The 25,388-nt window shown below is 61.1% G+C and carries 22 protein-coding genes; 8 read left to right on the top strand and 14 right to left on the bottom strand.

Annotated features, from left to right (window positions below):
• Nucleotides 1-62: 62 nt before the first annotated feature.
• From C8K63_RS12270 to C8K63_RS12235, 8 genes are all read right to left on the bottom strand, one after another.
• Nucleotides 63-1,355, bottom strand: coding sequence for an MFS transporter (locus C8K63_RS12270; protein WP_108216953.1), 1,293 nt, complete (start codon nucleotides 1,353-1,355; stop codon nucleotides 63-65).
• Nucleotides 1,356-1,639: 284 nt separating this feature from the next.
• Nucleotides 1,640-1,819, bottom strand: coding sequence for a hypothetical protein (locus C8K63_RS12265; RefSeq protein WP_108216952.1), 180 nt, complete (start codon nucleotides 1,817-1,819; stop codon nucleotides 1,640-1,642).
• Nucleotides 1,816-2,946, bottom strand: a complete 1,131-nt coding sequence (locus C8K63_RS12260) for a PepSY domain-containing protein (protein WP_108217247.1) — start codon at nucleotides 2,944-2,946, stop codon at nucleotides 1,816-1,818. Before C8K63_RS12260 ends, C8K63_RS12265 begins: the two co-directional genes overlap by 4 nt.
• 72 nt (nucleotides 2,947-3,018) lie before the next feature.
• Nucleotides 3,019-5,463, bottom strand: a complete 2,445-nt coding sequence (locus C8K63_RS12255; RefSeq protein ID WP_108216951.1) for a TonB-dependent siderophore receptor — start codon at nucleotides 5,461-5,463, stop codon at nucleotides 3,019-3,021.
• Between the two features lie 243 nt (nucleotides 5,464-5,706).
• Nucleotides 5,707-6,681 (bottom strand): FecR domain-containing protein, encoded by a 975-nt coding sequence (locus C8K63_RS12250; protein ID WP_108216950.1) that lies wholly within the window; start codon nucleotides 6,679-6,681, stop codon nucleotides 5,707-5,709.
• The gene (locus C8K63_RS12245; RefSeq protein WP_108216949.1) at nucleotides 6,678-7,196 is read right to left on the bottom strand and encodes an RNA polymerase sigma factor; all 519 of its coding nucleotides are present in this window, start codon (nucleotides 7,194-7,196) and stop codon (nucleotides 6,678-6,680) included. The genes C8K63_RS12250 and C8K63_RS12245 overlap by 4 nt, the downstream gene beginning before the upstream one ends.
• 225 nt (nucleotides 7,197-7,421) lie before the next feature.
• Nucleotides 7,422-8,129 (bottom strand): PolC-type DNA polymerase III, encoded by a 708-nt coding sequence (locus tag C8K63_RS12240; RefSeq protein ID WP_108216948.1) that lies wholly within the window; start codon nucleotides 8,127-8,129, stop codon nucleotides 7,422-7,424.
• Nucleotides 8,126-10,066, bottom strand: a complete 1,941-nt coding sequence (locus C8K63_RS12235) for a putative nucleotidyltransferase substrate binding domain-containing protein (RefSeq protein WP_108216947.1) — start codon at nucleotides 10,064-10,066, stop codon at nucleotides 8,126-8,128. The genes C8K63_RS12240 and C8K63_RS12235 overlap by 4 nt, the downstream gene beginning before the upstream one ends.
• 253 nt (nucleotides 10,067-10,319) lie before the next feature.
• Here C8K63_RS12235 and C8K63_RS12230 point away from each other — a divergent pair, with 253 nt between their 5' ends.
• On the top strand, nucleotides 10,320-10,781 hold the full coding sequence (locus C8K63_RS12230; RefSeq protein ID WP_108216946.1) for a response regulator: 462 nt from the start codon (nucleotides 10,320-10,322) through the stop codon (nucleotides 10,779-10,781).
• Between the two features lie 135 nt (nucleotides 10,782-10,916).
• Here the strand turns inward: C8K63_RS12230 and C8K63_RS12225 are convergent, their stop codons facing one another.
• Nucleotides 10,917-13,094 carry a malate synthase G gene (locus tag C8K63_RS12225; protein WP_108216945.1) on the bottom strand — a complete coding sequence of 726 codons (2,178 nt, stop codon included), beginning with the start codon at nucleotides 13,092-13,094 and terminating at the stop codon, nucleotides 10,917-10,919.
• Nucleotides 13,095-13,640: 546 nt separating this feature from the next.
• On the opposite strand from C8K63_RS12225, the gene C8K63_RS12220 reads away from it, so the two are divergent.
• Nucleotides 13,641-14,159, top strand: a complete 519-nt coding sequence (locus C8K63_RS12220) for a glycine cleavage system protein R (protein WP_108216944.1) — start codon at nucleotides 13,641-13,643, stop codon at nucleotides 14,157-14,159.
• A gap of 215 nt (nucleotides 14,160-14,374) precedes the next feature.
• On the opposite strand, the gene rarD is transcribed toward C8K63_RS12220, so the two are convergent.
• From rarD to C8K63_RS12190, 5 genes are all read right to left on the bottom strand, one after another.
• Entirely contained in the window at nucleotides 14,375-15,262 is an 888-nt protein-coding gene (gene rarD, locus C8K63_RS12215; RefSeq protein WP_108216943.1) for an EamA family transporter RarD, read from the bottom strand.
• Nucleotides 15,263-15,478: 216 nt separating this feature from the next.
• Nucleotides 15,479-16,453 carry a serine/threonine protein kinase gene (locus tag C8K63_RS12205; protein WP_108216942.1) on the bottom strand — a complete coding sequence of 325 codons (975 nt, stop codon included), beginning with the start codon at nucleotides 16,451-16,453 and terminating at the stop codon, nucleotides 15,479-15,481.
• A gap of 208 nt (nucleotides 16,454-16,661) precedes the next feature.
• The gene (locus C8K63_RS12200; RefSeq protein WP_108216941.1) at nucleotides 16,662-18,563 is read right to left on the bottom strand and encodes a PhoX family phosphatase; all 1,902 of its coding nucleotides are present in this window, start codon (nucleotides 18,561-18,563) and stop codon (nucleotides 16,662-16,664) included.
• A 67-nt stretch (nucleotides 18,564-18,630) separates the two neighbouring features.
• On the bottom strand, nucleotides 18,631-19,395 hold the full coding sequence (locus C8K63_RS12195) for a TOBE domain-containing protein (protein ID WP_108216940.1): 765 nt from the start codon (nucleotides 19,393-19,395) through the stop codon (nucleotides 18,631-18,633).
• A 63-nt stretch (nucleotides 19,396-19,458) separates the two neighbouring features.
• On the bottom strand, nucleotides 19,459-20,199 hold the full coding sequence (locus C8K63_RS12190; RefSeq protein ID WP_108216939.1) for a ComF family protein: 741 nt from the start codon (nucleotides 20,197-20,199) through the stop codon (nucleotides 19,459-19,461).
• A gap of 93 nt (nucleotides 20,200-20,292) precedes the next feature.
• On the opposite strand from C8K63_RS12190, the gene bioB reads away from it, so the two are divergent.
• The 6 genes from bioB to C8K63_RS12160 all read left to right on the top strand — a co-directional run bounded on the left by bioB (nucleotide 20,293) and on the right by C8K63_RS12160 (nucleotide 25,312).
• Nucleotides 20,293-21,348 carry a biotin synthase BioB gene (gene bioB, locus C8K63_RS12185; RefSeq protein ID WP_108216938.1) on the top strand — a complete coding sequence of 352 codons (1,056 nt, stop codon included), beginning with the start codon at nucleotides 20,293-20,295 and terminating at the stop codon, nucleotides 21,346-21,348.
• 159 nt (nucleotides 21,349-21,507) lie between these two features.
• Nucleotides 21,508-22,686, top strand: a complete 1,179-nt coding sequence (gene bioF, locus C8K63_RS12180) for an 8-amino-7-oxononanoate synthase (protein ID WP_108216937.1) — start codon at nucleotides 21,508-21,510, stop codon at nucleotides 22,684-22,686.
• Complete coding sequence (locus tag C8K63_RS12175) at nucleotides 22,679-23,410, top strand: alpha/beta fold hydrolase (RefSeq protein WP_108216936.1); 732 nt, start codon at nucleotides 22,679-22,681, stop codon at nucleotides 23,408-23,410. Before bioF ends, C8K63_RS12175 begins: the two co-directional genes overlap by 8 nt.
• Nucleotides 23,403-24,215 (top strand): malonyl-ACP O-methyltransferase BioC, encoded by an 813-nt coding sequence (bioC, locus tag C8K63_RS12170; RefSeq protein ID WP_108216935.1) that lies wholly within the window; start codon nucleotides 23,403-23,405, stop codon nucleotides 24,213-24,215. The genes C8K63_RS12175 and bioC overlap by 8 nt, the downstream gene beginning before the upstream one ends.
• Nucleotides 24,212-24,892: a dethiobiotin synthase gene (gene bioD, locus C8K63_RS12165; protein WP_108216934.1), complete on the top strand. Its 681-nt coding sequence runs from the start codon at nucleotides 24,212-24,214 to the stop codon at nucleotides 24,890-24,892. Before bioC ends, bioD begins: the two co-directional genes overlap by 4 nt.
• A 123-nt stretch (nucleotides 24,893-25,015) precedes the next feature.
• On the top strand, nucleotides 25,016-25,312 hold the full coding sequence (locus C8K63_RS12160; RefSeq protein ID WP_108216933.1) for a pyrroloquinoline quinone biosynthesis protein PqqE: 297 nt from the start codon (nucleotides 25,016-25,018) through the stop codon (nucleotides 25,310-25,312).
• The last annotated feature ends 76 nt before the right edge of the window (nucleotides 25,313-25,388 follow it).

Here is a 25,388-nt window from a genome sequence, read left to right as displayed (position 1 = left end):
AGCATTGATGTTGAATGTCAGGCCGCCATCGCGAGCAGGCTCGCTCCTACAGGGTTTGGGTCTTAGTTGGCTGGCACTGCCGCTTGCAGGCTTGGGGCGGGCTGTTGAGGCTTGATCTCACGGGCAACCGTCCAGACGATGAACGCGGCGACGATGTCGAAAATCGCCAGCACCACGAACAGTGGGCTGTAACCGATCTTTGTCACCATCACGCCAAACACCAGGGTGAACGCGGCTGCGCCCAGGTAGCCGAACATGCCGCCCATGCCGGTGGCGGTGGCCACTTCGTTTTTGCCGAAGGAGTCAGAGGTGATCGCATACAGCGCACCGGACAAGGTCTGGTGAGCGAAGCCGCCGATGCACAGCAGCGCAATCGCAGTGTAGGGGCTGGCCACCAGGCCGATGCAGGCCGGGCCGATCATGCACGAGGCGCCGAACAGCAGGACCATTTTGCGCGAGGTGAACAACGACACGTTGCAGTACTTGTGGAAGAACGGGCTCAGGTAACCGCCGAGCACGCAGCCCAGGTCGGCGGCCAGGAACGGCAGCCAGGCGAACATCGCGATCTCTTTGATGTTCATGTGCCGTTCGGTCATCAGGTACAGCGGAATCCACGCGTTGAAGGTTTGCCACGCCGGTTCCGAGAGCATGCGCGCGCTGGCGATGGCGTAGAAGTTGCGGTTGCCGATGATCTTTTTCCAGCTGCCTTTTTTCGTCGCTGGGTCTTTGAAGTGTTCTTCCTGACCGCTGAGGATGTAGTCGCGTTCTTCGTCGCTCAGGCGTTTCTGATCCCGCGGATGTTTGTAGAGCACCATCCACAGGAAGGTCCAGGCCACGCCCAGGCCGCCGACGATCAGGAACGCCAGTTCCCAGCCGCTGTGCAGAATCGCCCAGACCACCAGCGGCGGCGCCAGTACGGCACCAATCGACGAACCGATGTTGAACCAGCCGATGGCCACTGAGCGTTCTTTGGCCGGGAACCATTCTGTGGAAGTCTTGACCGCCGCCGGTAACCCTGCGGCTTCGGTCAGGCCAAGCAGGCCGCGGACAAAGGCCAGGCCCTGCCAACCGGTCGCCAGCGCGGCCAGTGCACAGGCAATCGACCAGGCGAAGGCGAAAATGGCGAAGCCCATTTTGGTGCCGATGGCATCGATGATATAGCCGGCTACCGGTTGCATCAGCGCATAGCACACCTGCCACGCGACCACGATGTGCGAGTACTGCTCGGTGGAGATGTTCATTTCGCTCATCAGGGTCGGAGCCGCCACTGACAGGGTATTGCGAGCCAGGTAGTTGACCATCAGGCCGGCCGTCACCAGGCCGACCATCCACCAGCGGATGCCTTTGACTTTCATCACGTCACCATCATTTTTTGGATTTATTTTTGGTGCTGCAGTTGTTGTAGGTTGTCGTACAACATGCGCCTTTATAGGAGCGCAAGGGTAAAACTGTCAACAGATATGTCAGTGGATTTGCAGGGGGAGGCGACGGGTGGGTGGGGGTGTCGTCGTATGACTAGCGAGTGCTTGAGACTTGCCGCCGAACCTGTAGGAGCGAGCCTGCTCGCGATGGCGATGTGTCAGGCAATTCAATGTCGACTGATACGGCCTCATCGCGAGCAGGCTCGCTCCTACAGGGATCAGCGGCGTTGCAGGAGGCCGCGCAGGGCAAGAGCGGCGGGGACACCCAGCCCCACCCAGCTCAACGAGTCCCAAACACCATCCCCGAGCAACGCGGCAAACAACCCTGCCGCGCTGAGCACCGCAATGACGGTCGGAATGACGAAGACTTTCCAGAAGTTCGACTGCCGGGGCTTCATGCCACGCTCTCCGCTTTTTCCAGCACAGGCCTTGCAGCCTTGCGCCGCACCACCCACAGGTAGACCCCGCTGCCGAGCACGATGATGGTCAGCACATCGAGGGTCGCCCAGAGGATCTTCATCGGCATGCCGCCGTAGTCACCGAAGTGCAGCGGCTGCGACATGCCCATGGCGTCCATGTACCACGGTCGTTCGGCCACGGCGGTGACTTGCAGGGTGCTGGCGTCGATCAGTACCGGCGTCAACAGGTGCGAGGTCAGGTGCGTGCTGCCTTTCATGAACACCGCGTAATGGTGCTCGCTGGAGAATCGTGTGCCGGGAAAGGCGATGAAGTCCGGCTGCATGCCCGGCGCGACATCCTTGGCGATATCGAGCAAGCGGGTGGCCGGCGCGCGTTGCGTCAGCGGTGGCGCATCGCGGTACGGCGCGACCATCGCGCTGAGGCTGTCGTTGCGCCAGGCGGCAATGATCAGGTCGGCACAGGCACTGATCACGCCGGTCACGCCGACCACCAGGGCCCAGGTCAACGTCACCACACCGATCAGGTTATGCAGGTCGAGCCAGCGCAGGCGCGTGGATTTGTCCTGGCGCACGGTGGCGAATTTCAAGCGGCGCATGAACGGCAAGTACAACACCGTGCCGGAAACGATCGCCACCACGAACAGAATCCCCATGAACGCCAGCAACAACTTGCCCGGTAGCCCGGCGAACATGTCTACATGCAGGCGCAGCATGGTCATCATGAAACCGCCGTTGGCCGATGGCGTCTCCAGCGCTTCGCCGGTACGGGCGTCGAGCAAGAAGGTGTGGGACGAGTTCGGCTCGGTGCCCGCGGTCGCGGCCATGATGGTCAGCACCGCGTTGGGCTCATCGTCCTCGAAGCCGAAATACTGCATGACTTCACCGGGGCGATGCTTCTCGGCGGCTTCCACCAATTGCTGCAAATCCAGGTGCGGGGTGTCCGCCGGCATTTCCTTCACTTCAGGCGCATCGCCCAGCAAGTGGTCGATCTCGTGGTGGAAGATCAACGGCAGGCCGGTCAGTGCCAGCAGCAACAGGAACACCGTACAAATCAGGCTGGTCCAGGTGTGGATCGCGGACCAGCGGCGAATTGTTTTACTTTTCATTTCATAGCCTTCAGAAAAACCAAAGCCGTCCACGACGGACGGCCTGGTCATAGGGCGTGTCAGCTCAAAGCGTTACCACTTGTAGGTTGCACTTGCGACGACACTGCGCTGGTCGCCGTAGTAGCAGTAGAAGCTGTCGCAAGTCGAGATGTAGTCCTTGTCGAACAGGTTGGTCGCGTTAACAGCCAGCGAAGCGCCTTTGAGGCTGTTGTCCAGGCGACCGAGGTCGTAGTGAACCACCGCGTCGAACACCGTGTAGGCGCCGGCCTTGCCCAGCCAGGTATTGGCCTGGTCGCCGTAGGTGTTGCCGGTGTAGCGCGCGCCAGCGCCGATGCCGAAGCCATTCAGCACGCCGTTGTGCCAGGTGTAGTCGCCCCACACCGACGCTTGCTGGTTAGGCATCAATTGCAGGCGATTGCCCTTGTAAATGCCTTCTTGCACTTCGGATTTGGCCAGGGTGTAAGCAGCAGTGACCTTGAGGTTTTCGGTCACGTCGGAAACGGCTTCCAGCTCCAGGCCTTTGACTTTCACTTCGCCGGTCTGGCTGGTGACCGTCACGTTGCCCACGTTGTTGGTAACGGAAACGTTTTTCTGGGTCAGGTCATACACAGCCGCGGTCAACAGCGTGTTGCTGCCCGGTGGCTGGTACTTGATACCCAGTTCCCATTGCTTGCCTTCGGTCGGCTTGAACGACTCGGTCGGCGAGGCGACTGCATTGCTGGTCGGCTGGAACGATTCGGCATAAGACAGGTAAGGCACGAAGCCCGAATCGAACACGTAGCTGATCGCTACGTTGCCGCTGAAGTTCTTGTCGCGTTCGGTGTTGGTGGCATCGCCCTTGTTGAAGAACGTGGTGCCGGTGTGGACCCAGTCTTCACGACCGCCGAGGGTCAGGCGCCATTGGTCGAGGGCCATCTGGTCCTGGATGTACAGGCCGGTCTGCCGGGTCTTCTGTTCGTAGTCATAAAAGGCCGTAGAGCGTGGCGGACGGGTGATCGGCAAGCCATAGACCGGGTCGTTGACGTTGATGCCCGGTGCGGTGCCGAAGATCGAGAGGTAGTTGGTGGTGTTGCGCTGGTGGTCCAGGCCGATCAGCAAGGTGTGACTGACGTCGCCGGTGACGAAGTCGCCCTGGAAGTTGTTGTCCACGGCGAATTGGGCGATGTCTTCGTCGACGTTGGTGGTGCCACGTCCGGTGTTACCTTGATCGTCGACGACAAAGCCGAGGTTGGCAAAGTCAGGGTTGTAGCTGTTGACGGTCACTGCCTGGAACGACAGCTCCGACTTGGTGTAGCGCAGGTTCTGCCGGAACTGCCAGATATCGTTCAGGCGATGTTCGAAGGCATAACCCAGTGCGTAGTAGGTGCGGTCGTAGAAGTCGTAGTTCGGATCACCGAGGTTCTTGTGGTGGGAGATCTCGCCGAATGGCATGTCGATCTTGGTGCCCTGGATCGGATAGAACTGACTGGTGATACCGGTATCGTCACGGGTGAACTGTGTGAGCAAGGTGAATCTGGTGTCTTCGTCGATGTTCCAGGTCAGGCTCGGCGCGATGTTGTAGCGCTTGTCATCGATGTGGTCGATGGGCGTGCCGCCGTCGCGCAGTACGCCGCTGAGGCTGTACAGGAACTGGCCTTCGTCGTCGATCTTGCCGGTGCTGGCGAAGTTGATCTGGCGATGATTGTCGCTGCCGTACTGCAGTTGGACTTCGCTGCTGGCTTCGGCGCTTGGGCGACGGCTGACCATGTCCAGCAGGCCGCCCGGCGGGGTCTGGCCGTATACGGACGAGGCCGGGCCGCGCAGCAGCGCCAGGCGGTCGAGGTTCCAGGTTTCCTGTTTCGGGTTGGCGTACACACCTTTTGGCAGTGGCAGGCCGTCGAGGAATTGAGTCGGCTCGAAACCCCGCACGCGTAACCAGTCGGCGCGGGTGTCGCTGCCGAAGCTGCTGGAGGTGATGCCCGGCAAGTAGCGCACGGCATCGTCGAGGGTGTGCGCGTTGCGGTCGTCCATCTGCTCACGAGTGACGACCGAAATCGAACGCGGCGCCTCGACCAGCGCGGTGTCGGTCTTGGAGCCGGCGGCGGTGCGCTTGGCCAGGTAGCCCTGTACCGGCCCCCAGGCGCTTTCAGTGTCTTGCACGCCGATTACGCTGGTCGCCGGCAAGTCCATCACACCCTCGGGCACGGCCACCAGGCTGTAGGTGCCCGCACTGCTCTGCTCCAGTTGCAGGCCAGTGCCACGCAAGGCTTCGCGTAGGGCGCCGGTTGCGTCGAACTGGCCTTTGACTGGCGCCGAGGTCTTGCCCGCCGCCAAGGATGGATTCAACGACAGGGCCAAACCGGCCTGGCTGGCGATCTGGTTCAGGGTGCTGGCCAGTGGTGCAACCGGCAGGTTGTAGGCGCGGACGCTGAACACCTGTTCCGCGGCGACCAGTTGGCTGCTGGCCAAAGGGGTGCAAAGGGCAATGGCGACCGCCAGCAAACTGCGGCGCAACAGGGAGTCTAGCGAACGAGGCATACAGCGGCTCCTGAATGGAAATATTTCTCAATTGCCTGTGTGCCGAACGAAAATCAAAAAGTGATAGAGCTGGATGGAAATAATTTCGATTCAGAAGTCGGTTGCGGCGGGTATTGGGTCAATCCGGTTTTTGTGGGGAGTCGAACGCCGCCATCGCGAGCAGGCTCGCTCCCACAATGGAATGCATTTCAAAATGTGGGAGCGAGCCTGCTCGCGATAGCGACGGATCAGACACAAAGCTTTTCAGGGATTGGCATCGGCCTTGGCCACGACCTTCACCCACCATTGCGTGTGCTGTTCGATCTGCACCGGCAGGGTCGGCAGCAGGGCATTGAGTGCCAGGTCGGTGTCGCGCAGCGGGAAGCTGCCGGTGATGCGCAGGTCGGCCACCTCCGGTGCGACCCCGACGTAACCGTTTCGATAGCGGCCGATTTCATGCACCAGATCTTCCAGCCGCGTGTTGTCCACCACCAGCATGCCGCGGGTCCAGGCATCCGCGCCGAGGTTGACCGCCTGAACCGGGCCCAGGCCGTTGTTGCGGATCAGCACCTGCTGGCCTTCGCGCAGGATCTGTTCGTCCGGGGTGGATTCAGGGTGAACCGCCACCGCCGACTGCAACACACTCAGGCGCGTTCCGTCTTCTTCGCGCTTGACCAGAAACCGCGTACCCAGCGCGCGCATGCTGCCTTCACGGGTTTCGACGATGAACGGCCGGGGATCGCCATGGCCGGTTTCCACCAGGATTTCGCCCTCCTGCAGCACGATGCGTCGCTGCTTTTCATCGAAGCGCACATCCAGGGCACTGTGGGTGTTGAGATTGATCAGCGTGCCATCAGTCAGGCGCAGGGTGCGCTGTTCGCCAACGGCGGTGCGCTGGTCGGCCAGCCAATAGTCGATCGGCAGGTAACGCTCCCCGGCGAACAGCCCCAGGCCGATCACCGCAACCATACTCGCTACACCATTGCCGAGCTTGCGGACCCGCCGGCGGATGCCTTCGCGCGATTGCAGCAGGGCGGTGCGGGCCGGGCCGCTGGCCACGCCGAAACGCTGGTCGAGCATGCCCAACTGGCGCCAGGCGCGGGCGTGCTCTTCGTGGGCCGCGTGCCACTTGGCGAACTCGTCGCGTTCTACCGGGTTGGCGCAGTCCATGGACAACTGCCAGGCAATCGCCGCGTCCAGCACGTTGGCCGATACCGGTTTGGAACTGAGCGGATTCAAGTCGGCTCACCATACAGCGCGATGTAACACTGGCGAATGCCTTGGGCCAGGTACTGGCGCACCCGCGGCACCGACACCCCCAGGCGCTCGGCGATGTCTGCGTGGCCGAGGCCGTCGAGACGGTTGTAGAGGAACGCCGCCCGGGCCTTGCTGGAAAGCTTGCCGAGCAACCGGTCGATGTTTTTCAGGTCTTCGAGGATCATTTGCTGTTCTTGCGCCGACGGTTGCTCGGCTTCGGGAACCAGCATCAACTCGGTGAGGTAGGCCTGTTCCAGCGCGGCGCGGCGGAAATAATCGAACAGCAGGCCCTTGGCGATCGCCACCAGGAATGCCCGGGGCTCGCGCGGGACCTTCAGTTCCTCGCGGCCCAGCAAGCGCACGAACGTGTCCTGGCTCAGGTCCTCGGCCCGTTGCGGGCAGGCGACGTTGCGTCGAAGCCAGGCCAATAGCCAACTGCGGTGGTCGCGATATAACGCACCGACGAGCTCATTTTGAGGGCTTGGAACTGACGACACGCCGCACACCGATTGGGAAATATTAACTAACGAGAACTGTTCGCGATTGTGACAGGGGCGAGGGAGGTAAGCAATTGGCGTTGGTCAGGTGGGAATTTGGCGACGGCCCCTGTAGGAGCGAGCTTGCTCGCGAAAAATCATCTGACACTTCGGTCTTGCCAGAAAAACGTGTCACCGTTGACGATTTTCGCGAGCAGGCTCGCTCCTACAGGGATTGCGTATAGGTCAGAAGGACGGAGCCTGCTGCCGGCGCTTCCACTGACTCAAGCGCTGTTGCAGATTCAACGGGCTATGAATCTGCTGCTGCCGCGCGCGGCTGAACAGAATCAGCGCCAGTTCAGCGGTGGCCAGGGCGTCGGCGCTGGCGTGGTGGCGTTCGAAGACTTCGAGCTTGAACCAGTCGATCCAGTCGTCCAGCCCGGCCTCGCGAATGTGCGCTTGCGGGCACAGCAGCGGTGCAATGTCCGCCACGTCCAGAAACGGATGCTGCAACTTGAAGCCCAGATGATCTTTCAGCGCGCGGCCGAGCATGTGCTGGTCAAACGGCGCATGGAAGGCCAGCACCGGACTGTCTGCGAGGTACTCCATCAGATCGAGCAGCGCTTCTGCCGGGTCGCTGCCCGCCGCAATGGCGCTGGGGCCAATGCCGTGGATCAGCACACTGGGGCCGAGTTTGACTTGCGGATATTGCAGGGTGCGTTCGAACTGCTGGCGAAAGTCGATGGCCCCGTCCTCGATCACCACCGCGCCGATGGACAATACGTGGTCCTTGTTCAGGTTCAAGCCGGTGGTTTCCAGATCGAGCACCACCCAGCGTTGCTCGCGCAGGCTGCACTCAGACAGATCGGCAGCCGTCGGTAATTGGTCCAGCCGATGTTGCAGATGGGCTGGGAGGGTGGGACTCGCCGGGCGCAGCCATGAAAACAGGCTCATAACTGATACCGCAAGGTCAGGCTGCTTTGCAGGCGTTGTGCCTGGCGCAGGGACTCACGCAGGATGCGTCGGTCCAGATGATTGAGGCTGTCGGGGTCGACCCGATTAGAGTAAGGAAAATTCTCCCGGGTCTGTAGTTGATGTTGCTGCATGCGGGTTTGCTGGATGAAGTGATACGCCTCTTCGTACGCGGCGCCGTCCAGGGGATCGATGACCTCCTTGGCAACCAACTGGCGAAAACGCTCCAGCGTGTTGTTCGCTTCGATACCGTGGGCCAGGGCCAGCAACCGGGCGCCGTCGACGAACGGTGCCAGGCCCTGAATCTTCAGGTCCAGGGTGGCCTTCTCGCCATTTTTGCGCGCCAGCACGAACTCGCGGAAACGCCCTACGGGCGGGCGATTGCGCAGCGCATTCTCGGCCATCATGCGCTGGAACAAACGGTTGTCGCCGACCTGATCGAGAATGCCCCGGCGCAACTGCTCACAACCGTGCTCGCTGCCCCAGACCACGCGCAAATCGAAATAGATGCTCGAACTCAGCAGGTTCTCCGGGGTTGCCTCGCGGATAAACGCCGCAAAGCGCCGCGCCCATTCGGCCCGGGACAGGCACAGTTCGGGATTGCCGGCCATGATATTGCCTTTGCACAAGGTGAAGCCGCACAGCGCCAGGCTCTGGTTGATCTGCAGGGCGATGGGCAGCAGCTTGCCGCGAATCTCGGCGGCATGGGCCGCGTCCCTGGCTTCGAACAGAATGCCGTTGTCCTGATCGGTGTGCAGGGTCTGCTCGCGACGGCCTTCACTGCCGAAACACAGCCAGCTGAACGGCACGCCGGGGTCACCTTTTTCGGCGAGGGTCAGCTCGATCACCCGGCACACGGTGTGGTCGTTGAGCAAGGTGATGATATGGGTGATCTGCGTCGAAGACGCACCGTGGGCCAGCATGCGCTCGACCAGTTGACCGATTTCGCCCCGTAGCGCCACCAGGTTTTCCACCTTTTGGGCATTGCGGATAGTGCGCGCCAGGTGCACCAGGTCGACCCGCTGCAGGGAAAACAGATCGCGCTCGGAAACCACGCCGCACAAGCGTTGGTCCTTGACCAGGCAGACATGGGCGATGTGACGCTCGGTCATGGCAATCGCCGCGTCGAATGCACTGTGATCCGGCGACAGGAAGAACGGCGCCCGGGTCATGTGCCCTTCGATGGCTTCGCTGAAATCACAGCTGCCGTTAGCCACGGTCTGACGCAGGTCGCGCAGGGTGAAAATCCCCAGTGGCGCCTTGAGTTCATCGACCACCACGATGCTGCCGACCTGTTGTTCGTGCATCAACGTCACGGCCTCGCGCAACGGCGTGCGCGGGGCGCATGTCACCGGGTGGCGCATGGCCAATTCGCCCAGCCGGGTATTGAGCGAATACTGGGTGCCGAGGGTTTCCACGGCTTTTTGCTGCACTTGCTGGTTGACCTGATCCAGCAGGCTGCTGACGCAGCGCAGGGCGAAGTTGCGGAAAGTGTCCGATAGCGAAAACAGGCGGATGAACGCCGGTTTGTTCAATTGCAGGCAAAAGGTGTCCTCGCCAGCCAGGTGCTCGGTGCGGGTCGCCCGCTCACCCAGCAATGCCGCGAGGGGGAAGCATTCGCCGGTGGTGATCTCGAAGACCGTCTCGGTGCCACCTGTTGCCGTGTGCGGACGCTCGCCCACGACCCGGCCTTGCTTGACGATATAGAAGTGCTCGACCGGGCCATCGGCGGGTTTGATGATGCTCTCGCCGGGGGCGTAAAAACGCAGCTGACATTGCTCGACCAGATACGCCAGGTGAGCGTGTTCCATCTGGTTGAAAGGCGGGAAGCGCTGAAGGAATTGCAACGTACCCTGGATGTTCTGCAACACCGCGGTTTTCCCTGCCTGTGTGAAGGCGTCCGCTTTACTCATAACCATTACCGCAGTCTTTTTTGAATTGTTGTAGTCGGATGACCAGGACATGGTCGACCCCTGCGGTCGGGGTGCCCATTGGACGTAAGTCTAGGTAGGCAATCAGGGTGATGGAATGTCGGAAAAACCTTACGCAACTGTGAGAAAAACCTCTCTATCCTGCTATTGGAAAAATATCCGACGGGGTGCACATTAATAGTTCGCTGAGCGATGTCTCACCGCTGTGCCAGGGAATTGTATTGAACATATAGGGAAAGCCATGCCTGACCACGACATTTTGAGTGACGCCGAGCGCGAAGCGCTAAGCGCCGTCATGCTGGAACCTGACCTGCCGTCGCAACGGGTGCTGATCGTCGATGACGATAAAGACGCCCGCGAGCTGCTGTCAGATATCCTCGCGTCGGAGGGTATTCGCTGCAAGACAGCAGCCAGTGGCGAATCGGCACTCAAGATCCTGGTGGCCGAGGCAGAGATCAAAAAGCCCACGATCGGTTTACTGATCACCGACCTGCGAATGGGCCACGTTGACGGTTTGGATCTGATCCGTCAGGTACGTGAATCGCAAAGGGCGGCATTGCCGATCATCATTGTCTCGGGTGACGCCGACGTGAAGGATGCAATCGCCGCGATGCATTTGAGCGTGGTGGATTTTCTGCTCAAGCCGATTGAAGTCGGGCATTTGCTTGAGTTGGTCAAGCGTGAGCTTGGGATAAAGCCTTAGTTCAAAGGTGTCGGCCCTTGCACAATCTCTGTGGGAGCGAGCCGGCTCGCTCCCACCAGGGGTCGCGGGCAGCCCAAAAAGAAAAAGCCCTGAGCTTTCGATCAGGGCTTTTTCATGTCCGGCGTAAACGCTCAGTTACAGGCCATTGGCAGCCTTGAACTCGCGACGACGACGGTGCAGGACCGGCTCGGTGTAGCCGTTCGGCTGTTTGGTGCCTTCGACCACCAGTTCGACGGCTGCCTGGAAGGCAATGTTGCTGTCGAAGTTCGGGGCCAGCGGACGGTACAGCGCGTCGCCGGCGTTCTGGCGGTCAACCACTGGCGCCATGCGCTTGAGGCTTTCCATGACCTGGTCTTCGGTGACGATGCCATGGCGCAGCCAGTTGGCGATGTGCTGGCTGGAAATACGCAGCGTTGCACGGTCTTCCATCAGGCCGACGTCGTTGATGTCCGGTACTTTCGAACAGCCGACGCCCTGGTCGATCCAGCGCACCACGTAACCGAGAATGCCCTGGCTGTTGTTGTCCAGTTCGTTCTTGATCTGCTCAAAGGTCCACTGCGGGTTTACCGCCAGGGGGATGGTCAGGATGTCGTCTACCGAGGCATGCGCACGTTTGGCCAGCTCGGCCTGACGGGCGAACACGTCAACCTTGTGGTAGTGCAGCGCGTGCAACACAGCAGCAGTCGGCGACGGTACCCAGGCGGTGTTGGCACCGGCCAGCGGGTGGGCGATTTTCTGTTCGAGCATCGCCGCCATCAGGTCAGGCATGGCCCACATGCCTTTACCGATCTGTGCGCGACCTTGCAGGCCGGTGCTCAGACCGATATCGACGTTGGAGTTCTCGTAGGCGCCGATCCATTTTTCCGCCTTCATGTCTGCCTTGCGCACCATCGGGCCGGCTTCCATGGAGGTGTGGATTTCATCGCCCGTGCGGTCGAGGAAACCGGTGTTGATGAACACTACGCGCTCGCTCGCCGCCTTGATGCAGGCCTTGAGGTTGATCGTGGTACGACGCTCCTCGTCCATGATCCCGACTTTGAGGGTGTTGCGCGGCAGGCCCAGCACGTCTTCGATGCGACCGAACAGCTCATTGGTGAACGCGGCTTCTTCAGGGCCGTGCATCTTCGGCTTCACGATGTAGATCGAGCCGGTGCGGGTGTTTTTGCGCGAGGTGTTGCCGTTCAGGTTGTGCATCGATGCCAGGCAAGTCACCAGGCCATCGAGAATGCCTTCCGGCACTTCGTTACCGTCTTTGTCGAGGATCGCGTCGATGGTCATCAGGTGACCGACGTTACGCACGAACAGCAACGAACGACCGTGCAGGCTCAGTTCACTGCCATCGACAGCGGTATAGGTGCGGTCGGCGTTCATGGTGCGGGTAAAGGTCTGACCGCCCTTGGCGACGCTTTCCGACAGATCGCCCTTCATCAGGCCGAGCCAGTTGCGGTAGATCACCACTTTGTCATCGGCATCGACAGCGGCAACGGAGTCTTCGCAGTCCATGATGGTGGTCAGCGCGGCCTCCATCAGGATGTCTTTGACACCGGCTGCGTCGGTCTGGCCAATCGGGGTGCTGGCATCGACCTGGATTTCGAAATGCAGGCCGTTGTTTTTCAGCAGGATAGCGCTCGGTGCAGCGGCATCGCCCTGGAAGCCGATCAGTTGGGCGTCGTTGCGCAGGCCGGTGTTGCTGCCGCCTTTAAGGGCGACCACCAGTTTGCCGTCGACGATCTTGTAGCCGGTGGAGTCGACGTGGGAGCCGGCTGCCAAAGGCGCCGATTCGTCGAGGAAGGCACGGGCGAAAGCGATGACCTTGTCACCGCGCACCTTGTTGTAGCCTTTGCCTTTTTCCGCGCCATCGGCTTCGCTGATGGCGTCAGTGCCGTAGAGCGCATCGTACAGCGAGCCCCAGCGGGCGTTCGAGGCATTGAGCGCGAAGCGGGCGTTCATGACCGGCACCACGAGCTGTGGGCCGGCCATGCGGGCGATTTCGTCATCGACGTTTTGCGTCGTTGCCTGGAAATCGGCCGCTTCTGGCAGCAGATAACCGATGTCTTGCAGGAAGGCTTTATAGGCCACGGCGTCGTGTGGCAGACCGGCACGGGATTGGTGCCAGCCATCGATACGAGCCTGGAAATCATCGCGTTTGGCGAGTAGGGCTTTGTTCTTCGGCGCCAGGTCATGGATGACCTTGTCGGCACCGGCCCAGAACTTATCGGCGGTGAGGCCGGTACCGGGAATGGCTTCGTTGTTCACGAAGTCGAACAGGACTTTGGCGACCTGCAGGCCACCGACTTGAACGTGTTCAGTCATTGCTTGCCTCACTCTGCTCAGCTTATTTCGCTTTTCAGCTCTTCAATTTAACAATGAAGCCTTTGGCCATTTAAACCACAAACCCCTCTACCAGTACATGCCCATTACGGGCGGCTGGGCTGGGACCGATCAACGGCTTGGGGCCTTGCTGACAGGGCTTTCAGGGTTGTGGACGTGCCTGCGGCAGACATCGATCCAACGTTATGTAGTGCGCGCTGCGGCATACTACATGATGAATTGCGGTTGTGAAAATCAGACTAATTACGTCGTTCTGCGACCCCATGACGCATTGCGGTCACGGCGCGGAGCGGGATGTTCTCAAAAAACCAGTAGATTGTTCCAGTTAAATATCGAAAGTTGTACACGATTTGCTTTTCATTTCGATCGGCGGTGCCTTCATTCGCGAGCAGGCTCGCTCCCACAAAGGCCCGCGCAACTCCTGTGGGAGCGAGCCTGCTCGCGAAGGCGCCGGACCTGTCAGCACAGGTTCAACCCTTGCCTATACTTGGTTCTCTATAACAAAAGTCATGACCAGAGGGCTGCGCCATGGACCACCTCGTACTCACCGTATTCGCACCGGACAAGCCAGGGCAAGTCGAGCGCATTGCCCAATGCATCGCCGAACACGGCGGTAACTGGCTGGAAAGCCGCATGTCGCGCATGGCGGGACAATTCGCCGGGATTCTTCGAGTGGGTGTGCCGGCCGAGGCCTACGACGAATTGGTCGATGCCCTGCAGGGCTTGTCCGCCCAGGGCATTCGCGTGTTGATCGCCGAAAGTAGCATCGAACAATCCTGCACCTGGAAGCCGATCGCCATGGAACTGGTGGGCAATGATCGTCCGGGGATCGTGCGTGACATCACACGCTTGTTGAGCGAGCAGGGGGTGAACCTGGAGCGGCTGGTCACCGAAGTGCGCCCGGCACCGATGAGCAGCGAGCCGTTGTTCCATGCCGAAGCGATTCTTGCCGTCCCGGTGACGTTGTCGCTGGACGTACTGCAATCGCGCCTGGAAACCCTGGCGGACGACCTGATGGTCGAGCTGGTGCTGCGCAGTGAACCCTGATCGGGTTATCCAAGTTAAACGTGCACCCGCCTGTGGATAACCTGTAGAGACACCCCGCCAGGCCACACCGGCCGGGGTTCTTCAGGATCTGATCAAAAAACCAGCAGTTTCAGCCACTTGCGCACAAACGGCGGGGATCACGCTGTGGATAACCTTGGGAAGGAATGATGCAGGCCACGGAAGACGTGGCCTGTAGAGTTTTGTGTGTTTTTTGATCAGCTGCGGCGGCGCAAACTTATCCACGCATCGACGCTGTAAACCGCCAGGCCGGCCCAGATGAACATGAACGCTACCAGGGTGCTGGACGACAGGTGCTCGCCAAACAGCAGGACCGCTTGCAGCAGCACCAGTGTCGGTGCCAGATACTGGAGAAAGCCCAGTGTCGTGTAGGGCAAATGCCGGGCAGCCGCGTTGAAGCAGACCAGCGGTACCAGCGTGATCGGGCCGGCGGCCACCAGCCACCAGGCCTGGGAGGTGGTCCAGAATTCGGCTTGGGCGCTGCTGGCCGCCGGATTGAGCAGCAACCAGCCGAGGGCGATCGGCACCAGCATCCAGGTTTCCACCACCAGCCCCGGCAGCGCCTTGACCGGTGCCTGTTTGCGAATCAGGCCATAGAAACCGAAGGTCAGTGCCAGCGCCAGCGACACCCACGGCAGGCTGCCCACTTGCCAGACCTGCTGCGCCACACCCACGGCCGCCAGACCGACGGCAATCCATTGCATGCGCCGCAGCCGTTCGCCGAGGATCAGCATGCCCAGCAACACGTTCACCAATGGGTTGATGTAGTAACCAAGGCTGGCCTCCAGCATGCGGCCGTTGTTCACCGACCAGACGTATGTCAGCCAGTTGGCCGCAATCAGTGCACCGCTCAGGGCCAGGGTCGCCATCCTTCGCGGGTTCTCCCGCAGTTCGCGCCACCAGCCGGGATGCTTCCAGACCATCAGCAACAAGGCGCCGAACAGCGCCGACCACAGTACCCGGTGGATGATGATTTCCACGGCGGGCACGCTGGCGATGGCTTTGAAATAGAGGGGGAAAAGTCCCCAGATGATGTAGGCACTCAGGCCCAGAATGTACCCGCGACGCGGGTTGGCGGCTTGCATGCAGAATCCTTGCTTAGGCAGCTAACAAAGAGAAGGATTGTAAGGAGATTTGTCCGCGAATGTCCTGACTGAATAGGTAGGTCATTTGTGAACATCGGTCTCTGTAGGAGCGAGCCTGCTCGCGAAGAACGCAAGGGCAACGCGTCTATCCAGACAGCACGCGTTATCGTTGACGTCCATCGCGAGCAGGCTCGCTCCTACAGGGGGGCGGGTGAGTCAGAAGAGTTTCAGTGGCTCTTCTTGGAGCGCCGCCAGCTGTTCGCGCAACGCCAACACCTGATCACCCCAATAACGCTCGGTGCCGAACCACGGGAAACTGCGGGGGAAGGCCGGATCGTCCCAGCGGCGGGCAAGCCAGGCGCTGTAATGCATCAGGCGCAGGGCGCGCAACGGTTCGATCAAGGCCAGTTCACGGGGGTTGAAGTCGTGGAATTCGTTGTAGCCGTCCATCAGTTCCGACAACTGGCTCAGGCAATCCTGACGATCGCCGGCCAGCATCATCCAGATGTCTTGCACCGCCGGACCCATGCGGCAGTCGTCGAGGTCGACGATATGGAACATCTCGTCGCGGCACATCATGTTGCCGGGGTGGCAGTCACCGTGCATGCGGATGTTCTGGTGCGGCGTGTTGTTATAGGCATCTTCCACACGTTTGAGCAGATCGCGGGCTACCGATTCGTAGGCCGGCAGCAGGCTGCGGGGGATGAAATTGCCGTCGAGCAACGTGGTCAGCGAATCATGGCCGAAATTTTTCACCGCCAGTGCTTCACGGTGCTCGAATGGCCGGGTCGAGCCGACCGCATGCAGGCGCCCGAGCAACTGGCCCAGGCGATACAGTTGATCGAGGTTGCCCGGTTCCGGCGCGCGGCCACCACGGCGGGGGAACAGGGTGAAACGGAAACCGTTGTGCTCGTGCAGGGTTTCACCGTTATGGATCAACGGCGCCACGACCGGCACCTCGCAGTCGGCGAGTTCGGCGGTGAACTGGTGCTCTTCCAGAATCGCTTCGTTGCTCCAGCGTTGCGGCCGGTAGAACTTGGCGATCAGTGGCTCGGCGTCTTCGATACCGACCTGATAGACGCGGTTCTCGTAGCTGTTGAGCGCCAGGATGCGCGCGTCGCTAAGAAAGCCGATGCTTTCGACGGCGTCGAGTACGAGGTCTGGCGTAAGGGTTTCAAACGGGTGGGCCATGCTGACTCCTGCGCGCAGCAGGCTGCTGCGTCCGGCCAGGCATGGTAGCGCAGACGGGCGCTCTTTAGGGGCAGGGTTGAGAGATGTGTTGCTCGGGCTGGCGCCTTCGCGAGCAGGCTCGCTCCCACAAGTGATCTCCTGTGTGTCACAGATCGTGTTCACTCGGAAAACCCCATGTGGGAGCGAGCCTGCTCGCGATGAGGGCCTGTCAGGCGCCGACGATCCCGCCATCTTCCCGCGAAATCGCCATCACCGAAGACCGCGGCTTGCCATTGGGCAGATGCTCGGGGAAGGTCGAACCACCGTTTTCACCCGGGTGCTGGATCCCGACAAACAGGGTTTTCTGATCCGGCGAGAAGCTGATGCCGGTCACTTCACATCCTACCGGGCCAACCATGAAGCGGCGAATCTCGCCGGTTACCGGGTCGGCACAGAGCATCTGGTTGTTGCCCATGCCGGCAAAGTCTCCGGCGTTGCTCGAATCGCCGTCGGTGAGAATCCACAAGCGTCCGGCCTTGTCGAAGCCCAGGCCGTCCGGGCTGTTGAACATGTTCTGCGGCGTGATGTTCGACGATCCGCCTTTGGGTGTGCCGGCGTGAACCCCCGGATTACCGGCGACGACGAACAGGTCCCAGGCAAAGGTTTTCGAGCCGTGATCGTCACGCTCGGTGCGCCAGCGCAGGATCTGCCCGTAGACGTTCTTCTCGCGCGGGTTCGGTCCGCCCGCCGGTTGCCCGTCTTCGCCACGTTTGGCGTTGTTGGTCAGCGTGCAGTAGACCTGGCCATCCTTGGGGCTGACCACGATCCATTCCGGGCGATCCATGCGCGTGGCTTTCACCACGCTGGCGGCGAGACGGGCGTGGATCAGCACTTCGGCCTGATCGGCAAAGCCGCTGCTGGCGTCGATACCGTTTTTGCCGTGGGTCAGCTCGATCCATTCACCCTGGCCTTTCGGGTGATCGGCGTTGCCGTCGCCGGCATCGAAACGCGCCACGTACAGGGTGCCGTGATCGAGAATGTCGCGGTTGGCCTTGGGATTCTTGTGGTCGATCTTGTCGCGGCTGACAAATTTGTAGATGAACTCACCGCGTTCATCGTCGCCCATGTACACCACGGCATGACCGTTGCCGGTTTCGGCCAGGGCGGCGTTTTCGTGTTTGAAGCGGCCCAGGGCCGTGCGTTTGACCGGCGTCGATTTCGGATCGAACGGATCGATCTCCACCACCCAGCCGTGACGGTTGAGTTCGTTGGGGTTCTTGGCCATGTCGAAGCGCTCGTCGTGCGGGTGCCAGTTGATCTCTTTGCTGGTGGCCACCACGCCGTAGCGTTTTTGCGCCGGGTCGAATTTCTGCTCGGCGTTGCTGCTGCCGAAGCAGTCGGTGAAGTTCTCTTCACAGGTCAGATAGGTGCCCCACGGTGTCTTGCCGTTGGCGCAGTTCTGGAACGTGCCCAGAACGTTCTTGCCGTGGGGATCGGCACTGGTTTTCAGCAGGGCATGCCCGGCGGCCGGGCCGCTCAGGCTGATCGGTGCATTGCCGTGAATGCGGCGGTTGTAGCGTGAGCCCTGGACGAATTGCCATTGGCCGTTCTTGCGCTGCACTTCAATCACCGACACACCTTCGCAGGCCAGCGCCTTGCGCACTTCTTGTGCCGATTGCGGCATGCCGCCGTGGGCGTAGAGGTAGCGGTAGTTGGTGTATTCGTTGTTGATCGCCATCAGCGCCCGGTCTTTTTCCCCGGGAAACTCGAACAGGCTCATGCCGTCGTTGTTGTCGCCGAATTGGGCTTCCTGATGTTCGGCGCTGCCGTTGCCGCTCGGGTCGAACGCTGGGCCGTCCTTGTGCAAAGGCTGGCCCCAGCTGATCAGTACCGAGGACTTGTAGCCCGGTGGCAGGGTGATGGAGTCAGTGGTGGCGGCGGCAATGCTGTCAAAGCCCAGCAACTGGCTGTTACCGGCGCTGACGCTGGCAGCCATCACGCTGCGGCTCAGCAGGTTGCCGCCGAGGAACATCGCGGCGCCGCACAAGGCACCTGCGCTGATGAAGCCACGACGACTGAGGCCGACCATGGTTTCGAGGTCGGTGGACTGGTTTTCTTCTAATAGGCTCATTTCAGGCTCCCTGCGGATTTTGCAAACACCTTAATGGTGAGTAATGAACCTTTTGTTGCAGTTTTGCTTATAGCGGTGTGCCCAGCAGAACCCTGGACGGCGAAAACTCGACGCGCACCGGTTTGCCGCAGGTCAACCGCGATGCTTGCAGATGACTCGGTTCGGCCAGGGCGCATAGGGTCAGACCGTTGGGCAGGGTGATGCGCACTTCGCTGGGGCCGTCGTCGGCATCGAGAATTTTTTCGATGATGCCGCTGAGACAATTGTTTCCAGGCGTTTCGACAGAGTCTATTTGCAGCACGTCGAGCCAACCGGCCTTGATCAATGCCACGACGTCGGTGCCGATTTGCAGTTCCAGGCGCTCGGTGCTGTCGTGGGTGATTTGCGCGTCGACGATCAAGCCTTTGGCGACCTCAAGGCGAATCAGGTCGTTGCGCCCTTGAGGTTCAATCGCGATCACCTTGCCGTGCAACTGATTGCGCGCGCTGGTGCGCAGCATCAGGCGCCCGAGCAGGTCGAGGTCGCTCGCGTCTTCAGCGGCTTCCAGCACCTGGGCCTGCAAGGCTTGCAACTTCTGGTACAGGCGCAACACTCGCTCGCCTTCGTTGGACAGGCGCGCACCGCCACCGCCCTTACCGCCGACAATCCGTTCCACCAGCGGTTTCTGCGCCAGGTTGTTCAGCTCATCGATCGCATCCCAGGCGGCCTTGTAGCTCAGGCCTGCGCTTTTTGCCGCGCGGGTGATCGAGCCTTGTTCGGCGATGTGCTGCAGCAGGGCGATGCGCTGCGGACGGCGGACAATGTGCTGGGACAACAAGGTAGGCAAGGACATGACAAGTCGCTTTGGGTGGTGACGATGGTGAGGACGTTGGTCGCTTGGGTCGCGCGAGTCAAGTCAGGGTGTCTCACCGGGTTTGGGCGTGCGGGCCAGGCAATAGACGTCGACCCTCGCCGCACCGGTGTCCATCAGCAGGCGAGCCAGGGCCTGGGCCGTGGCACCCGTGGTCAGGACGTCGTCGACCAGGGCCAGGTGTTGGCCTTTGACGACGGCGCCGGGCGCCAGGGCGAAAGCGTTGCGCAGGTTCTTTCGGCGGGCTTCGGCGTTCAAGGCCTGTTGGGCATCGGTGTCCTGGGTTCGTAGCAGCAGCCGTTCGTCGCAAGGGATATCGAGACTCGTACCCAGCCACTGAGCCAGCATCGCCGCCTGATTGAACCCGCGCTGGCGCAGGCGTCGGTTGGCCAGTGGCACCGGGATCAGCAAATCGGGTCGCTCCAGGTCGTCTTCGAAGCGATGTTGCAGGTATTGAGCGAGAAGTTCGGCGAGCAGGCGGCCAAACGGCCATTTTGCGTTGTGTTTGAAACGGGTGATCAGGCTGTCTACCGGGAAGCTGTAGGTCCAGGGGGTAATCACTTGTTCGAAGGCCGGTGGCTGCTTCAAGCAATGGCCGCAGGTCAGTCCCGCGGCCGGGAGCGGAAGGGCGCAGGTCTGGCAGTGATCACCGAGCCAGGGCAACTCGGTTTCGCAGGCCGTGCAGACAGGGGAGATGCCGTCGGCCGTTTCATCGCACAAAAGACATGGCTGTTTGTTTTTTGACCAGATGTAAACCGGTCCTTTGTATCGCGGTTGACAGCGCATCGCTCTTCCTTAAATATGCCGAAACATCTGTGAAGCGACTGTGACATTCCATTACCCAGCCGCATGCCAAAGCATAATTCAAAGGAAACGCCCATGAGCGCCAGCACCACTGCAACCCTGCGTCATGACTGGACTTTGGCCGAAGTCAAAGCACTCTTCGTTCAGCCATTCAACGACCTGTTGTTCCAGGCGCAGACGGTGCACCGTGCGCATTTCGACGCCAACCGTGTCCAGGTGTCGACCCTGTTGTCGATCAAAACCGGCGCTTGCCCGGAAGATTGCAAATATTGTCCGCAGTCCGGTCACTACAACACCGGCCTGGAAAAAGAAAAGCTGATGGAAGTGCAGAAGGTCCTCGAAGAGGCCGCGCGCGCCAAGGCTATCGGGTCGACTCGTTTCTGCATGGGCGCGGCGTGGAAGCATCCGTCGGCCAAGGACATGCCATACGTGCTGAAGATGGTCGAAGGCGTGAAAGCCCTGGGCCTGGAAACCTGCATGACCCTCGGCCGCCTGGATCAGGACCAGACCGAAGCGCTGGCCAAGGCTGGCCTCGACTACTACAACCACAACCTCGATACCTCGCCGGAGTTCTACGGCAGCATCATCACCACCCGCACCTACGGCGAGCGCCTGCAAACCCTGGCGTATGTGCGTGAATCGGGGATGAAGATCTGCTCCGGCGGCATTCTTGGCATGGGCGAGTCGCTGGATGACCGCGCCAACCTGCTGATCCAGCTGGCCAACCTGCCGGAGCACCCGGAGTCGGTGCCGATCAACATGCTGGTGAAAGTCGCCGGCACGCCACTGGAAAATGCCGACGACGTCGACCCGTTCGACTTCATCCGCATGCTCGCCGTCGCGCGCATCCTGATGCCGCAATCCCACGTGCGCCTGTCCGCCGGCCGCGAAGCCATGAACGAACAGATGCAGGCCCTGGCGTTCTTCGCCGGCGCCAACTCGATTTTCTACGGCGAAAAACTGCTGACCACCGCCAACCCGCAGGCCGACAAGGACATGCAACTGTTCTCGCGCCTGGGCATCCTGCCGGAAGCGCGTGAAGAGCACTCGGATGAAGTGCATCAGGCCGCCATCGAGCAGGCGTTGGTGGAGCAGAAGAGCAGCGAGCAGTTCTATAACGCCGCGGTTTGAGTCGAGCATTCATTCCCCTGAAGGAATGCAAAACCCCTGTAGGAGCGAGCCTGCTCGCGATGGCGTCATGTCAGTCGACATCCATGTCGATTGTCAGTCCGCATCGCGAGCAGGCTCGCTCCCACAGAGGACATGTGTCATTTGATAGTCGAGGCCTGCATGTCTTTCGATCTCGCCGCACGCCTTGCTGCCCGTCGTGCCGAAAACCTCTATCGCCAGCGCCCGTTGCTCGAAAGCCCGCAGGGGCCGCAAGTGGTGGTCGATGGCCAGCCGTTGCTGGCGTTCTGTAGCAACGACTACCTGGGCCTGGCCAATCATCCGCAAGTGATCGAAGCCTGGCGAGCCGGCGCTTTGAAGTGGGGTGTGGGCGGAGGGGCGTCACATCTGGTCATCGGCCATAGCGCCCCGCACCATGCCCTGGAAGAAGCATTGGCCGACTTGACCGGTCGCCCTCGCGCGTTGCTGTTCACCACCGGTTACATGGCCAACCTCGGCGCGGTCACGGCGCTGGTGGGGCAGGGCGATACGGTGCTCGAAGACCGGCTCAATCATGCGTCGCTGCTCGACGCGGGGCTGCTGTCCGGCGCGCGGTTCAATCGTTACCTGCACAACGATCCGGTAAGCCTGGCCAAGCGCCTGGAAAAAGCCACCGGTAATACGCTGGTGGTCACCGACGGCGTGTTCAGCATGGACGGCGATATCGCCGACTTGCCAGCGCTGGCCCGAGAAGCCAAGGCCAAAGGCGCCTGGCTGATGGTCGACGATGCCCATGGTTTCGGACCGCTGGGTGCCAACGGTGGCGGCATCGTCGAACATTTCGGTTTGAGCCAGGATGACGTTCCGGTGCTGGTCGGCACCCTCGGCAAAGCGTTCGGTACGGCGGGTGCCTTTGTGGCTGGCAGCGAAGAGTTGATCGAAAGTCTGATCCAGTTCGCCCGCCCCTACATCTACACCACCAGCCAGCCACCGGCGCTGGCCTGTGCCACGTTGAAAAGCCTGGAACTGCTGCGCAGCGAGCACTGGCGTCGCGAGCATTTGCAGGCGCTGATCCGCCAGTTCCGCCACGGTGCCGAACAGATTGGCCTGGAACTCATGGACAGTTCCACGCCGATCCAGCCGATCATGATCGGCGACGCCGGGCGCGCGGTGCGCCTTTCGCAAATGCTGCGCGAACGCGGGTTGATGGTGACCGCAATTCGCCCGCCGACCGTACCTGCCGGCAGCGCCCGACTGCGGGTCACGCTGACGGCTGCCCACAGCGAGGCCCAAGTACGGCTATTGTTAAACGGACTGGCCGATTGTTTTCAACAGCTGCAGCCGGAGCCAAGCCATGCGTGATCGTCTGATTCTGCTACCCGGCTGGGGCCTTGGCGTTTCACCGCTGGAGCCTTTGGCGGCGGCCTTGCGCGGTCTGGATGAGCATCTGCTCGTTGAGATCGAGCCGTTGCCGGAGCTGGAGTCGAGCGATCCTGAAGAGTGGCTCGATGAGCTTGATTCGACCTTGCCGCAAGACGCCTGGCTGGGCGGTTGGTCTTTGGGCGGCATGCTCGCCTGCGAGTTGGCGGCCCGGCGTGGCGATCGTTGTTGTGGTGTGTTCACCCTGGCCAGCAACGCTTCTTTTGTCGCTCATGAACAATGGTCAAGCGCCATGCCCGGGGAAACCTTCGATGCGTTTCTGGCGGGATGTGCAGCCGATCCACGCGCGACATTGAAACGCTTTTCACTGCTCTGCGCCCAAGGCGCCGAAGACCCGCGCGGATTGTCGCGGTTGTTGCTCGGTGGCGCACCGAACACCGCCGCGCCGGTGCTGCTCAGTGGCCTGCAAGTGCTCGCGCAATTGGATACACGGCAGGCATTGCAATCGTTCCGCGGTCCGCAACTGCATCTGTTCGCCGGCCTCGACGGGTTGGTGCCGGTGGAAGCGGCGGGCGAGTTGTTGGCATTGCTGCCGGATGTCGAAATCGGTCTGATTGAACAGGCCGGTCACGCGTTTCTTCTGGAGGATCCCCACGGTGTGGCGGGGGCGATCCAGGCCTTTTTGCATGAGTCCGGCGATGACTGATTTATCCCTTCCCAACCTGCCCGGCGGCTTGCCTGACAAGCGCCAGGTAGCAGCATCATTCTCCCGCGCGGCGGCAAGCTACGACAGCGTGGCCGAGTTGCAGCGTGATGTCGGCAGCCAATTGCTCGGGCGCTTGCCGCAGGACTTCGTACCGCAACGTTGGCTGGATCTGGGCTGTGGCACCGGGCATTTCAGTCGTGCGCTGGGTGATCAATTTGCAGGCAGTCACGGCGTGGCGCTGGACATTGCCGAAGGCATGCTCGACCACGCCCGGCCATTGGGCGGTGCCACGCACTTCGTGGCCGGCGATGCCGAGCGTTTGCCGTTGCAGGATTCGACCTGCGACCTGATCTTTTCCAGCCTGGCGGTGCAGTGGTGCGCGGACTTCGACTCGGTGCTCGGTGAAGCCTTTCGGGTGCTGAAACCGGGCGGCATCTTCGCGTTTGCCAGTCTTTGTGCAGGGACGTTGTTTGAACTGCGCGACAGCTGGCGGCAGGTCGATGGCATGGTGCACGTCAACCGCTTCCGGGAGTTTGGTGTTTATCAGCACTTGTGTGCGGCCAGTGGGTTACGTGTCGTCAGTCTGCAAAACCAGCCGCATGTGCTGCATTACCCGGATGTGCGCAGCCTGACCCATGAACTCAAAGCGCTGGGCGCACACAACCTCAATCCCGGTCGACCGGGTGGCTTGACCGGCCGGGCGCGGATTTTGGGTCTGATTGAGGCTTATGAGCAGTTTCGTCAGGCCCAGGGACTGCCGGCGACTTATCAAGTGGTGTACGCCGTATTGGAGAAACCCTTATGAGCGCAGCCTATTTCATCGCCGGCACGGATACCGATGTCGGTAAAACCACGGTCGCTGCCGGGCTGCTGCATGCGGCGCGTTCGGCGGGATTGAGCACGGCGGCGGGCAAGCCGGTCGCTTCCGGTTGCGATGTGACGCCCAAAGGCCTGCGCAACGCCGATGCGCTGGCCTTGCTGGCGGAGTGTTCGCTGCCGCTGACGTATGCACAGGTCAACCCGGTGGCCTTTGAACCTGCGATTGCACCGCACCTGGCGGCGCGAGAGGCGGGCGTGGCGCTGACGGTGCAGTCGTTGCTGGCACCGATGCGGCAGATTCTGGGCATGCAGGCGGACTTCACCCTGATCGAAGGCGCCGGCGGCTGGCGCGTGCCGTTGGCGGATCAGGACAATCTGTCGGATCTCGCCATCGCGTTGCAGTTGCCGGTGATCCTGGTGGTCGGCGTGCGACTGGGGTGTATCAGCCATGCCTTGTTGACCGCCGAAGCGATTGCCCGGGACGGTTTGCAACTGGCGGGATGGGTGGCCAACATCATCGACCCGAAGACCTCGCGGCTGGAAGAAAACCTGGCCACCCTTGCCGAGCGCATCCCGGCGCCGTGCCTGGGGCGTGTGCCTAAACTCAAGGCCGTCACGGCCGAGGCAGTGGCCGAGCACTTGCAACTGGACCTGTTGGACTGACGTTTTTGCAATGCAGGTTTTGCCTATGATAAGGCACTGTGCCATTAGTGTTTTTGTCGGGTGTTTTGCCGGCCACTCTGCTTCAATGGCCGCTGTTGATCCTTTGAAAGGACGAGTTTTCCCATGGAGATCTCAGGAAACAGTGCATTTTATGCAGGTTGGAGCACCCCTCAGGCAGGGCAGAACCGTGTCGATCAAGCCGCCGGGCAGATCGCCAACATGACGATCGAGCGATCGGTCACCAGCCAGTCCTCCGAGGCGCAGGTCGATCGTCTGCGATCGGTTGATCGCAGCCAGCAATCGGACCTGGTCAGCAACGTGGTCGAAATGGCCCAAGGCAAGATTCAGGCAGAACTGGGCGTGAAAGTCGCCAAGGCAGCCGATGAAGTGCTTGGAACGTTGATCGATACCTTCGCTTGATTCTTTAAAGAATCCGCACCCTCCAGCGCCGCGCCTGTTCGCGGCGTTTTTCTGCGTAAGTCTTTCTTGCTCAACT

This window comes from Pseudomonas sp. GV085 (genome assembly GCF_003050925.1).
In the GTDB taxonomy this organism is placed as follows: domain Bacteria; phylum Pseudomonadota; class Gammaproteobacteria; order Pseudomonadales; family Pseudomonadaceae; genus Aquipseudomonas.
This window is presented reverse-complemented; position numbering and strand designations above follow the sequence as displayed.